This window comes from Sinomonas terrae, from assembly GCF_022539255.1.
Taxonomy (GTDB): Bacteria; Actinomycetota; Actinomycetes; order Actinomycetales; family Micrococcaceae; genus Sinomonas; species Sinomonas terrae.
This window is the reverse complement of the sequence record NZ_JAKZBV010000001.1, coordinates 765,765-778,275: the sequence shown is the minus strand read 5'-3', so window position 1 is coordinate 778,275 and position 12,511 is coordinate 765,765. Positions and strand designations below refer to the sequence as shown.

Genomic DNA, 12,511 nt, shown 5'->3' with positions numbered 1-12,511 from the left:
GACGCGGTAGTCTCCCAGCATGAGCCGCACCCACCCTTCCCCCGCGTCGTCCCACGGGGCTGCGAGCATCCGCGACGTCGCGGAGCTTGCAGGAGTCTCCGTGGGCACGGTGTCCAACGTCCTCAACCGTCCGGACATCGTGCGCGCGGCGACGGTCGAACGGGTCCACGCGGCTATCAAGGAGCTCGGCTTCGTCCGCAACGATGCCGCGCGCCAGCTGCGGGCCGGGCGCTCGACGACGATCGGCCTCGTGGTGCTCGACGCCCGGAACCCCTTCTTCACGGACGTCGCCCGGGGCGCCGAGGACGAGGCCGGCCGGGACGGCCTGTCTGTGGTGATGGCCAACAGCGACGAATCCCCGGACCGCGAGGCCGCGCACGTGGACTATTTCGAGACGCAGCGCGTGCTCGGCCTGCTGATCTCCCCGATCGGGGACATCGGCGAGCGCCTTGAGCGTCTGCGCAAGGCGGGCACTCCCGCGGTGCTCGTCGACAGGGTCGCGGGCAGCCGCAGCCTGAGCTCGGTCGCGGTCGACGACGTCGAGGGCGGTCGCCTCGCGGCCCAGCACCTGCTCGGCCTCGGGAGGCGTCAGCTCGCCTTCGTCGGGGGCCCCGCGGGCCTTGCTCAGATGCAGGATCGCCTCACAGGTGTCGAGAGCGCAGCAGCGGCCGTCGAGGGCGCGAGTGTTGAGGCGGTCGAGACCCTCGGGCTCAGTTTCGAGGACGGGCGCCGCGCCGCTCGCGCAATCCTCGCGCGGCGCGCCCCCGATCGGCCCGATGCCCTCGTCGCGGGCAACGATCTCGTCGCGATCGGCGCGCTCCAGGTCCTCATGGGCGAAGGCCATCTGCGCGTCCCGGAGGACGTGGCCATCGTCGGGTACGACGACATCGATTTCGCGAGCGCGGCGGTCGTCCCGCTCTCTTCGGTCCGGCAGCCACGCGACCTGATCGGCCAGACCGCCGTCCAGATCCTGCGCGAGGAGGCCGAAGACCCCTCGCTGGCTCCCCGCAACCTCGTGTTCAAACCCGAGCTCGTGGTCCGCGAGTCCACGGCCGGGCGAGCGTAGCCGGCGTTTCTCGGCCTAGCCCTGTTGGCGGCCAGGTTCCTTCCGGCGCCACTTCGGGAGGTTCGCGATGATCTCGGCCGCGCCCTTCGCGGCACGCTCGACGGTCCGTTCGACCGTGCGCTGGATCTGCTGCGGACGCGTGCCCGACGCTGCCGCGACGCCTGCGGGCGAGGGAGCCAGAGGTTCGATGGAAGCATTCGCCACGGCCGGGGCCGGCAGGGCTGGTGCCGAGGGGACGACAGCGACGCCCGCCGAAGGTGCCGGCGCCTCCTCCGGTGCCGGGGCCGCCGTCGTGCGCAATGAGGTGAGCCAGCCGCCGACCTCGGCGAGCGGCTCGAGGCGCAGCGCGTAGTAGCGCTTCTGGCCTTGGGCGCGAGTGGTCACGAGGCCCGCATCGCGGAGGACCTTGAGGTGCTTCGACACCGTGGGCTGGCTCGCGTCGAGGGCCTCGACGAGCTCGCCCACTGCCTTGTCGCCGGCGCGCAGTTCACGAAGTATGGCCCTGCGCGTATGGTCGGCGATGACGGCAAAGATGTCAGTCATCATGCCTCCAGCCTACCGATCTCCGATGCCCGTGGGCCTCGCCTCAGTCGAACCACGGGTCCAGCCCGTGAAGGGGAAACACTTCCTTCCGGGTCGCCATGATCGCGCGGTCCACGGCGTCGTTCGGGTTGAATCCGATGTCCCACGAGCGCCACCAGGTGTCCGCCTCCTCCCCCATGCTCTCGGGGAGACCTTCCCCTGGCAAGAGCCGCTCCGGGTGGCGCTCGCGGACGTAGTCACGCCACGATTCTGGGATCGCCGCGCGGAGCTGGATGGGGTGCCCCGCGGCGATTCCCACGAGGTGCGTCCAGACTCGGGGAACCACGTGGAGGACGTCGTAGCCCCCGCCGCCGGTGGCGATCCAGCGGTCCGAGCAGAAGCGCGCCGCCAGCCGCGAGACCGTCAGCGCAACCTCGCGCTGGGCGTCGATGCTCGTTCGGAGGTCCGCGAGCGGATCCCGGGCGTGGGAGTCGCACCCATGCTGGCTGACGACCACCTCCGGCTGGAACGCCTCGACGAGCTGCGGGACAACCGCGTGGAACGCCCGCAACCACCCGCCGTCGGCCGTTCTCGCCGGGAGTGCGACGTTCACGGCCATCCCCGCTGCATCGGGGCCGCCGATCTCGTGCGGGAACCCAGTTCCCGGGAAGAGCGTGAGGCCGCTTTCGTGGAGCGAGATGGTCAGGACGCGCGGGTCATTCCAGAACACGCCCTGCATCCCGTCGCCGTGATGCACGTCGACGTCGATGTACGCGACCCGCTGGACGCCGCCGTCGAGCAGCCGCTGGATCGCGAGAGCCACGTCGTTGTAGATGCAGAAGCCGCTCGCGTGGTCCGCGGCCGCGTGATGCATCCCGCCGGCGAAATTGACGGCATGCTGGGCGCGGCCGTCCAAGACGGCGTCGGCCGCTTCGAGCGAGCCGCCCGCGATGCGCGCACTGGCCTCATGCATGCCCGCGAACGCGGGGTCGTCCTCCGTCCCGATCCCCCGTTTCGGATCGGACGACGACGGGTCCTCGCTTGCGCGGCGGACGGCGGCTATGTAGTCGCGCGTGTGGACGGCGGCAAGCTCGTCGTCGCTCGCGACGTGGGGCTCGACGACGGTGACCCGCGGCAGGGAGAAGAGACCGAGGTCCTCGCAGAGCCGGGCCGTCAGGTCGAGCCGGCTCGGGTGCATGGGATGCCGGGGGCCGAAGTTGTAGCCGCAGAGCGCCTCGGACCACGCGACTCTGGTCTCGTAGTCCGGCCGGCGCGCCGCACCGGACCCTGCGCCTGACGCCGTCGGCGAGTGCTGCGTCGGTGCGGCATCGGACATAAGTTCAGGCTACCGGACCCACATGGTTTACTGGTCCGGTACGGCCTTCGGCCGCCCAACATACCCGGTATGAAAGACGGTTGAGCGTGGTACAGACGGAGTCGTCATGGCGGCCCACGCCGCCGGGCCAGAGCCTCGGCCCCCTCACGGGGCTGCGTGACTTCGTCGACCGGCTTGCGGCGTCGTCGCCCGCTCGCCTCGCGCTGCTCTCGTTCTTCGGCGTCATCGTCGTCTTCACCCTCCTGCTGTCCCTCCCGTTCGCCGCAGCGGACGGCCAAGTGACCCCGCTCCACCAGTCGCTCTTCACGGCGACGTCAGCCGTGTGCGTCACGGGCCTCACGGTCGTCTCGACGGCCGCGCACTGGTCGACGTTCGGGCACGTCGTGATCCTTCTCGCCATCCAGATCGGCGGCTTGGGCATCCTCACCCTCGCATCGGTCCTCTCGCTCGCGATGAGCCGCGGCCTCGGGGTCCGAGGCAAGCTCATCGCTCGCGAGGCGATGAACAATGCCAGCCGGCTCGGCGAGGTGGGCAGCCTGCTGAGGGTCGTCGTCGCCACCTCGGCCGTCATCGAAGGGATCCTCGTGCTCTTCCTCGCTCCCGCCTTCATGGCGCAGGGCGAGCAGTTCTGGCCCGCCGTCTGGCATGCGGTGTTCTACGCCATCTCGTCCTTCAACAACGCGGGCTTCACGCCACACAGCAACGGCGTGGTGCCCTACCAGTACGACCTCTGGGTGCTCATCCCGCTCATGGCCGGGGGCTTCGTCGGGAGCCTCGGGTTCCCGGTGCTGCTCGTGTTCCTGCGCTTCAAGGCACGCGTACGGCTCTGGACCCTCCACGCGAAGCTCACGATCGTGGTCTCGATCATCCTGCTCGTGGTCGGTGCCATCCTCTGGGGTGGTCTGGAGTGGAACAACACGCAGACCATCGGGAACATGCCCTCGGGCGAGAAGGTCGTCCAGGCCATCTTCGCGTCCGTCATGACGCGATCGCTCGGGTTCAACCTCGTCGACATGAACCACCTCACCCCGTCGACGCTCCTGCTCTCGGACGCCCTCATGTTCGCGGGCGGGGGATCGGCCTCGACGGCGGGCGGCATCAAGGTCACGACGGTCGCCGTCATGTTCCTCGCGATCGTCGCCGAGGCGCGCGGTGATCGCGACGTCCGCGCCTTCGGGCGCACCGTCCCGCAGGAGATCATGCGTCTGGCCATCAGCGTCATCGTCATGGCCGCCACGCTCCTCATGGTCGCGTGCCTGCTCCTGCTCGCGATCTCCGGGCAGAGCCTCGACCGCGTGCTCTTCGACTCGATCTCCGCCTTCGCGACGGTGGGGCTCAGCACGGGGCTCACCTCGGAGCTGCCTCCGGCGGGCGTCTACATCCTCACCGCACTCATGTTCTTCGGCCGTGTCGGAACCATCACGATGGCCACGGCCCTGTCCTTGCGTCAGCGCAGATCGCTGTACCACTATCCGGAAGAGAGGCCGATCATTGGCTGACAAGAATCCCTCGGGCCGGCCGCACCCGAACGCGCCTGTGCTCGTCATCGGCCTGGGCCGCTTCGGCGCAGCGACCGCGCAGCAGCTCGTCAAGCAGGGCCGCGAGGTGCTTGCGATCGAGCGCGACCGGGACCTCGTCGAGATCTGGGCGCCCGTCCTGACGCACGCCGTCCAGGCGGATGCGACCAACATCGAGTCGCTCCGCCAGCTCGGCGCCCAGGAGTTCCAGTCCGCCGTCGTGGGCGTCGGGACGTCGATCGAGTCCTCCGTGCTCATCACGGCCAACCTCGTGGACCTCGGCATCGAACACCTCTGGGCCAAGGCGATCACGCCTTCCCACGGCAAGATCCTCTCCCGCATCGGTGCGAACCACGTCATCTACCCCGAGTCGGACGCAGGTGTGCGGACCGCTCACCTCGTGAGCGGGCGCATGCTGGACTTCATCGAGTTCGACGACGACTTCGCGATCGTCAAGATGTACCCGCCGAAGGAGACGCAGGGGTTCACGCTCGCCGAGTCCCAGGTGCGGGCGAAGTACGGCGTGACGGTGGTCGGCGTCAAGAGCCCCGGAGAAGACTTCACGTACGCGCAGCCGCACACGAAGGTCAGCAGCCGTGACATGCTCATCGTCTCGGGCCACGTGGACCTGCTCGAGCGGTTCGCGGCACGCCCCTGACCGCACTTCAACCTTCCAGGGTCAGCGCTATCGAGTAGGGCGCTGCCTTAACGAGTAAGGCGCCGGCAGAAGCGGGGAAGGTGGGGGACCAATATCCGCGTCTGCCAGCGCCGTGCGACCGCTTGGGGAAGCGGCCGCTCCATCACTCGCACCCTGTGAGGTATTTACAACAGTAGGCAGCCTTCTTGTGAGTAGGCCTCAGCCGACGTGTGAAGAAGCTGGGAATGCGCGTCGGGGGCCGCGGCTGGCAGGATGGGCACATGAGCAACAAGATCGCCTTCCTCGGCTGCGGCTCCATGAACGAGGCCATCATGGCCGGCCTCCTCTCCGCGGGTGTTCCCAAGACCGATGTGACGGCGACCGTCCGACGCCGCGAACGGGCGGCGGAGCTGGCCAAGCGCTACGGCGTCACGGTCATGGCCACCAGCGAAGAGGACGACGCTAACCAACAGGCCGTCCGCGGCGCCACGCTCGTGATCCTCGGAGTGAAGCCCCTCGGGATTGCAGATCTTGCGCGCGCGATCGCCCCGGCGCTTTCACCGAATGCCGTCGTCGTGAGCGTCGCCGCGGCGGTCTCGATCGCCCAGCTCGAGCGGGCCCTGCCCGAGGGGCAGGCCGTCATCCGCACGATGCCGAACACGCCCGCCCGCCTCGGACGCGGCGTCGTCTCCATCTCTGGCGGGACGCATGCCACGCGCGAGCAGGTCGAGAAGGTCAAGGGCCTGTTCGACAGCCTAGGGCTCGTCGTCGAAGTTCCCGAGGACCAGGTCGACGCAGTGAGTGCGGTGAGCGGATCCGGGCCGGCGTACGCGTTCTACCTGGCCGAGGCGATGGCCGACGCCGGCGCGCGCCTCGGCCTCGACCCAGAGCTTTCGCTTCGCTTGGCACGCGAGACGGTCGTGGGCGCTGGCTTCATGCTCGCGGAGCCGGGTGCCGACCCGATTGCCCTGCGTCGCGCTGTGACGAGCCCCAACGGGACCACCGAGCGTGCGATCGCAACCTTCGACGAGCGAGGCCTGCCCGGCATCATCGCCGACGGTGCCCGCGCTGCGGCTGAGCGCTCGAAGGACATCACGCGCGAACTGGGCTGAGTCGGAGCGCTCCGCAGACTCCCAGCCAAGGTACAGGTTTTGGTGAGGATTCGTCCAGTATCTCTTCCTAGAATCGAATCACTCAATAGGTGCGAGTGAAGGGCCCTTCCGGCAACGGAACGGGTCCAGCGCCGGGCGGGTGCAGGAAATTTCCCCCAATGTTCCCTGCACCCGCCCGGCGTTTTTCGTCTAATTCGAGGCCTACCTCTCATGCGGCCCTTATCGGCGTAGTCCGGCCCTTGTCCGCGACTGCGAACGACGCCGGCGCTACCGCGCGCGCTGCTCGGCGTCGCTCCGATCCGGGAGCTGCCCGAGATGCCGGCGCGCGAACTCGAGCGTCGCGCCGAGCATCTCTTCCCGCTCCCCAGCGAAACGGGCCTTGCGGGTGCTGATCTCGGCGACGATCACGCCGTCGAACGCCGAATCCGCGAGGTAGGCGAGGCACTCCCCCACGCGCTGCGTCCCTTGGCCAGGGAGCAGGTGCTCGTCGCGGAACGAGAGTCCGGAGCCGTCGGTGAGGTGGATGTGGCGAATGGTATCGCCGAGGGTCTTGAGCGCCTCGAGGCTGTCCTCACGAGCCGTCGCGGCGTGGGAGAAGTCCCACGTCACGTCCCGGTAGCCCTGGCCTACCGGATCCCAGTGCGGCAGATACGCCCGCGCGTCGCGCCCGCGGACCCGCCACGGGTACATGTTCTCCACTGCGATGTGGACCTCGTACTCTTCCGCGAGGTCGCGCACGCCGACCGAGAAGCCGTCCGCGTAGCCGGTCTGCCACCTGAACGGCGGGTGGACGACCACCGTGTCACAGCCCACCTCGCGGGCCATCGCGCACGAGCGGCGAATCTTGTTCCACGCGCCTCCCCAGACCTGCTGGGTCAGCAGGAGGGTCGGAGCGTGGATCGACACGATCGGCTGGTCGTACCGCTCCGAGAGGTGGATGAGCGCGTCCGGCTCCTGGCTCGTCGAGTTGTTGGTCACCATGACCTCCACCCCGTCGTAGCCGAGGTCGGCGGCACAGGCGAACGCGTCATGGACGCTCAGCGGGTAGACGGAAGCGCTTGAGAGCGCGACCGGGACGTCGGGCATCCTCTCGGACTGCCGCCACTGCGGCTGGTCGGCGCTCACCGGGCGCTCCAAGCCGGATGCTGCATTTCGATGCGTCGGCGCTCGCTCTCAATGGGTCGGATGTGGTCGGGTGGCGCAAGCGGCCCGTCGAAGACGAGCTGGTCGAGCCGGCGGAGGATCAGCCCCTCCCGAAGGGCCCAAGGGCAGATCTCGAGCTCGTCGACTTCGAAGAGCTCCATTGCGGCCTCCGCGACGAGCGCTCCGGCGAGGACTTGGAGCGCGCGTGCCTCCGAGACTCCGGGCAAATGGACCCGGTCACCTGAAGCCATCGCGGAGATCCGCTGCGTCCAGAGCCCGAGGTCGGTGCGCTGCAGGACCCGCCGGACATAGGGACCGGCTCCGCTGGGCGCGGCCCCGGCTATGCGTGCCAGCGAGCGGAAGGTCTTCGATGTGCCGGTCACAAGGGTCGGTCGGCCGAGCTCCTTGAACGCGTGGACCACGGGCTTGAGCGTCGAATGGATGTACCGCCGGAGTTCCTTGACCGATTTCGCCGTGGGCGGGTCTTCGGCGAGCCAGTCCCGCGTGAGCCGCTGGGCCCCGAGAGGTACGGATTCTGCAAGGTCCGGGAGAGAGTCGTTGCCCATGGCCATCTCGAACGATCCACCGCCGATATCGAGGGATAGGATCTTCTCGCGGCCCCAGCCATACCAGCGCCGGACGGCGAAGAAGGTCATCGCGGCTTCCTCGCGGCCCGTGAGCTCCTGGAGCGTCACGCCGGTCTCGAGGTGAATCCGCTCGATCACGGCGTCGCCGTTGGCGGCCTCACGGATGGCGGACGTACAGAACGCGAGAAGGTCCTCCGCCTCGTGCCTGCCGGCAAACTCCCACGCTTCGTGGACGAAGTCGATGAGTTCCTGCTGGCCCTTCTCGCTGATGGTGTTGTCATCCTCGAGGTTCTGAACGAGGGAGAGCGGCCGCTTGTGCGAGGCGAAGGCGACCGGCTGCGCGCCGGGATGGGCGTCCACCAGAAGCAGGTGCACGGTGTTCGAACCTATGTCGAGGACGCCTAGACGCATGAGCCTATTATTCCCCGCCCGTCCCGGGCGTGGTGTCCCGCGCCGCGTCAATCTCTTCTTCGGTCGCTGGCCTGAAGTCCTTCAGGATCGCCGCGACCTGCTCGGCCGCGAGTTCGAATCCGAAGGCGCTGCCCGGATTGAGCACCACGCCGAGTTCGGTTCCCAAGTTCTGGAGCAGCACGGCCCCCTGGGTCGTCACGACCGTGGGGGCGTGTTCGAGGAAGTCTGGCCTGATGCGGGCCGCATCGGTGAACGCCGCGACAAGAGGCTTGCCCTCTGAGTTCGTCAGGATGAGCGGCTCGACGTATTCGGTCTGCCCCGGCACGGGCTCCGGGACGAGGAGGCACACCAGGCTGTTGAGGAACACGAGCACCGGTTCCGCGTTCTCTGCCTCGCCCTTGGAGGCCGAGTCGAGCGCGACCTCGAGGTCGTTGAGCGGCGCCGGGTCAAGGTGGGAAGCGGACGACGGCGACTGCTCGGCACCCGCTGTCGTCCCGCCGTCGTCCGTGGCCGCCTCGGGAAGCTCCTGCTCGTCGCTCATTTGGCTCCTGCCTTGGCTCGGGTCCCGCCCGTGCTGCGACGCGCAGGGCGCTTGGCCGGTCCCTTCGCGCGCTTCTCGGCGAGGAGTTCGACGGCGCGATCACGCGTCAGTTCCTCGATCGCCGTGGCGCGGGGCACCGTGATGTTCGTGACGCCGTCCGTGATGTAGGGGCCGAAGCGGCCCTCCTTCACGACGATGGGCTTGCCCGACTCCGGGTCGTCGCCGAACTCTGCGAGGGGCGCGGCGGCCGTCCGGCCACCCCGCGTCTTCGGCTGAGCGTAGATCTTGAGCGCATCCTCGAGGGTGATCGTGAAGATCTCCTCCTCGCTTCCGATCGACCGCGAATCCGAGCCCTTCTTGAGGTACGGGCCAAAGCGCCCGTTCTGCACGGTGATGACGTTGCCTTCCTCGTCGTTGCCGAGGACGCGCGGCAGGCTCATGAGCTTGAGCGCGTCGTCGAGCGTGACCGTGTCGACGCTCATCGACTTGAACAGGGAGGCCGTGCGCGGCTTGACCTTCACGGGCTTCTTGGGCGGCTTCGGCTTGCCGTTCTTGTAGTACTCGACGGGCTGCGCGGCGAGCTGCTCCGGCGTCGGCTCGGGGATCACCTCGGTGACGTACGCGCCGTACCGGCCGTTCTTCGCGACGACGGTGTGGCCAGTCAGCGGATCGTTCCCGAGCACGCGCTCCTCCGGGCCGGCGCTCTCCATGAGCTCACGCGCCTTGTCGGCCGTCAGCTCATCGGGCGCGAGGTCCTCCGGGACGTTCGCCCGCTCCGGGACCGCGTCTTCGGGCGCATCGGCAGGCAGGGGCTTCTCGAGGTAGGGACCGTACTTGCCGACCCGCAGTACGATGCCGGGCGCGATCTCGACCGAGTTGACCACGCGCGCGTCGATCTCGCCGAGCCCGTTGACGATCGTTGTGAGGCCCGGCTTGCCCTCGCCGCCGAAGTAGAAATCGCTGAGCCACTCGGCGCCGGCCTGCTGCCCGGCGGCGATGCGGTCGAGGTCCTCCTCCATCTCGGCTGTGAAGTCGTAGTCGACGTAGTCGTGGAAGTAATCCTCGAGAAGCCGGACGACAGAGAACGCGATCCAGCTCGGGACAAGGGCGTTGCCGCGGGTTCGGACGTAACCGCGGTCCATGATGGTCGAGATCGTCGCCGCGTAGGTCGAGGGACGCCCGATGCCCCGTTCCTCGAGCGTCTTCACGAGCGAAGCTTCGGTGTAACGCGGCGGCGGGGACGTCTGGTGGCCGTTCGCGGCCAACTCGAGGGCATCGAGCGGCTGGCCCTTGCTGAGGGCCGGAAGCCGGCCACCGTCGGTGGCTCCGGACCCGTTCTCGGTGTCCTCGCGGACCTCGTCGCGCCCCTCCTCATAGGCGGCGAGGAAGCCGCGGAACGTGATGACCGTGCCCGAGGCGGAGAATTCCGCGTCACGTCCGGCCGCCTCGCCCGAGCTGGCGACGGCGCCGAGGCGCACCGTGGCGGTCGAGCCCTTCGCGTCCTCCATCTGCGAGGCGACGGTGCGCTTCCAGATGAGCTCGTAGAGCCTGAACTCGTCGCCGCGCAGTTCCTTCGCAATCTGGGCGGGCGTACGGAAGGAGTCGCCTGCGGGACGAATCGCCTCGTGAGCCTCCTGTGCGTTCTTCGCCTTCGAGGCGTAGACGCGAGGGCGCTGGGGGATGTAGTCCGGGCCGTACAGCTCCGACGCCTGGCGACGAGCGGCGCTGACCGCTTGGTCGCTCAGAGCCGTCGAGTCGGTACGCATATAGGTGATGTACCCGTTTTCGTACAGCCGTTGCGCAACCTGCATCGTGACCCGCGCCGAGAAGCGGAGCTTGCGGGCGGCCTCCTGCTGCAGGGTCGACGTGGTGAACGGCGCGGCCGGACGCCGCGTGTAGGGCTTCTCCTCGACCGAACGGACGGTGAACGCAGAGTTCTCTAGGCCCTCGGCGAGCGCTCGGGCAGTGGCTTCGTCGAGGAGTACGGCATTCCTGGCCGTCAGGTTCCCGCGGTCGTCGAAGTCGCGCCCGGAAGCGACCTTCTTGCCGTCGACCGTCACGAGGCGCGCTTGGAAGCGCTGGGCCGCCGCGCCGTCGCTCGCTCCCTCGGACCGAGGGGCGAGCGTCGCAAGGAGGTCCCAATAGTCGGCGGTGCGGAACGCCATGCGCTCGCGCTCGCGCTCGACGACGAGGCGGGTCGCCACGGACTGGACGCGCCCGGCGGAGAGGCCGCCGGCGACCTTGCGCCACAGGACGGGAGAGATCTCATAGCCGTAGAGACGGTCGAGCACCCGGCGGGTCTCCTGCGCGTCGACGAGCGACTCGTCCACGTCGCGCAGTTCCGCCATCGCGCGCTGGATCGCTTCCTTCGTGATCTCCGGGAACGTGAGGCGGTGCACGGGCACCTTCGGCTTGAGCACCTCGAGCAGGTGCCACGCGATGGCCTCGCCCTCGCGATCACCATCGGTGGCGAGGTAGAGCTCGTCGGCGTCCTTGAGCTTGGCCTTGAGCTCCGCGACCTTCTTGCGCTTGTCCGGAGAGACCACGTAGTAGGGCTCGAAGTTGTGCTCGATATCCACCGCGAACTTCCCGAGAGAGCTCTTCTTGAGCTCGGCAGGGAGGTCGGACGGCTGCGGCAGGTCGCGGATGTGACCCATGGACGCGTCGACCTCGAAGCCCTCGCCCAAGTACTGGGCGATGGTCTTGCTCTTGGCCGGCGACTCCACAATCACAAGCTTCTTGCCGGATCTAGCCTTCGTGGCCACGCTACTCCTCAGGACAGCAAACGATGCAGGGCGAGCGGCTCAGGGCCGCCCGACGGCGCGACAGCACCACCGATCGATGACGCCGTGCGCGCAAGTCCCTAGTTCACCATACGACGGCGACCGGTGTGCAAGTGGAGCCGTTCGCCTTGTGGAGAACCCGGCCGAGCTTCGCGCTAGGCGGGATTGGCAGTCGCAGCCTTGGCGGCCGCGCGGCGTCTGGGCGTCTTGCCTGCGGGCTCTGCCGGCTCGCGAACCTCGGGAAGCATCGACCACAGGACGTACATTCGCTCGGTTCCCGGAGGCGTGGCGTCGATCTCTTCCTGGTCCTCGACCGACGCCTGATCGAACTCGTCGAGGAGATCGGACATGCGGCGCTTGAATTCGTCGCGCTGTTCAAGGGTGAGCTTGAGCACGTTGCCCGAGACCATCATGACCGGCGACTCATCCGGTTCCCCGCGGCGCCGTGCGGCGTCACGGTGCTTCGCATGGCTCGAGATGCGCTTGCGCAAGGCGTCCAGCTCCATGTCGACAATCGCAAGGCCAGGGGTCTGGCCAGTCGTCGCCGTGTCGAGGTTGAGGTCGGTTCCTGCGGCCTTCCAACGCCGCTCTCGGCCGTCACCGTCGTTCGGCGCGTCCACCACGATGCCCCACTTCTTGAGGGCCCTGAGGTGATAGCTCATTGCACTCGGGGTGAGCCCTGTGAATGCCGCGAGTTCCGTCGCAGTCCAACTCTTCTGGCTCGAGTACAGCTCATTGATGGCAGCGAGCCGTGCTCCGTGGGCCAGCGCCCTGATCGCCTTGGGGTCCGTGATCCGCACGGGGTTCTCGGTGCGGGGACTGCGCTTCTTCTCGGTCATGTGCTTCTTACTTCGTG

Annotated in this window: 11 protein-coding genes; 4 read left to right on the top strand and 7 right to left on the bottom strand. The window is 68.3% G+C overall.

Going from position 1 to position 12,511, the window contains the following annotated elements:
* Window positions 1–19: 19 nt before the first annotated feature.
* Window positions 20–1,066: a LacI family DNA-binding transcriptional regulator gene (locus L0M17_RS03595; RefSeq protein WP_241051300.1), complete on the top strand. Its 1,047-nt coding sequence runs from the start codon at window positions 20–22 to the stop codon at window positions 1,064–1,066.
* A gap of 15 nt (window positions 1,067–1,081) precedes the next feature.
* Here L0M17_RS03595 and L0M17_RS03590 read toward each other — a convergent pair whose 3' ends face one another.
* Complete coding sequence (locus tag L0M17_RS03590; RefSeq protein ID WP_241051298.1) at window positions 1,082–1,612, bottom strand: ArsR/SmtB family transcription factor; 531 nt, start codon at window positions 1,610–1,612, stop codon at window positions 1,082–1,084.
* Between the two features lie 40 nt (window positions 1,613–1,652).
* The gene (locus L0M17_RS03585; RefSeq protein ID WP_372497986.1) at window positions 1,653–2,924 is read right to left on the bottom strand and encodes an acetoin utilization protein AcuC; all 1,272 of its coding nucleotides are present in this window, start codon (window positions 2,922–2,924) and stop codon (window positions 1,653–1,655) included.
* A gap of 86 nt (window positions 2,925–3,010) precedes the next feature.
* Here L0M17_RS03585 and L0M17_RS03580 point away from each other — a divergent pair, with 86 nt between their 5' ends.
* The 3 genes from L0M17_RS03580 to proC all read left to right on the top strand — a co-directional run bounded on the left by L0M17_RS03580 (window position 3,011) and on the right by proC (window position 6,190).
* Window positions 3,011–4,423, top strand: a complete 1,413-nt coding sequence (locus tag L0M17_RS03580; protein WP_241051296.1) for a TrkH family potassium uptake protein — start codon at window positions 3,011–3,013, stop codon at window positions 4,421–4,423.
* A 37-nt stretch (window positions 4,424–4,460) separates the two neighbouring features.
* A complete protein-coding gene (locus tag L0M17_RS03575) occupies window positions 4,461–5,099 on the top strand; it encodes a potassium channel family protein (RefSeq protein WP_241056294.1) in 639 nt (212 codons plus the stop codon).
* Between the two features lie 260 nt (window positions 5,100–5,359).
* Window positions 5,360–6,190, top strand: coding sequence for a pyrroline-5-carboxylate reductase (gene proC, locus L0M17_RS03570; protein WP_241051294.1), 831 nt, complete (start codon window positions 5,360–5,362; stop codon window positions 6,188–6,190).
* Between the two features lie 267 nt (window positions 6,191–6,457).
* On the opposite strand, the gene L0M17_RS03565 is transcribed toward proC, so the two are convergent.
* From L0M17_RS03565 to L0M17_RS03545, 5 genes are all read right to left on the bottom strand, one after another.
* A complete protein-coding gene (locus L0M17_RS03565; RefSeq protein WP_241056293.1) occupies window positions 6,458–7,276 on the bottom strand; it encodes a sugar phosphate isomerase/epimerase family protein in 819 nt (272 codons plus the stop codon).
* A gap of 35 nt (window positions 7,277–7,311) precedes the next feature.
* Window positions 7,312–8,331, bottom strand: a complete 1,020-nt coding sequence (locus L0M17_RS03560; RefSeq protein WP_241051292.1) for a Ppx/GppA phosphatase family protein — start codon at window positions 8,329–8,331, stop codon at window positions 7,312–7,314.
* Between the two features lie 7 nt (window positions 8,332–8,338).
* Window positions 8,339–8,872, bottom strand: a complete 534-nt coding sequence (locus L0M17_RS03555) for an SseB family protein (RefSeq protein ID WP_241051290.1) — start codon at window positions 8,870–8,872, stop codon at window positions 8,339–8,341.
* The gene (topA, locus tag L0M17_RS03550; protein ID WP_241051288.1) at window positions 8,869–11,637 is read right to left on the bottom strand and encodes a type I DNA topoisomerase; all 2,769 of its coding nucleotides are present in this window, start codon (window positions 11,635–11,637) and stop codon (window positions 8,869–8,871) included. Before topA ends, L0M17_RS03555 begins: the two co-directional genes overlap by 4 nt.
* A 173-nt stretch (window positions 11,638–11,810) precedes the next feature.
* Window positions 11,811–12,494, bottom strand: coding sequence for an ArsR/SmtB family transcription factor (locus L0M17_RS03545; RefSeq protein WP_241051286.1), 684 nt, complete (start codon window positions 12,492–12,494; stop codon window positions 11,811–11,813).
* Window positions 12,495–12,511 lie beyond the last annotated feature (17 nt).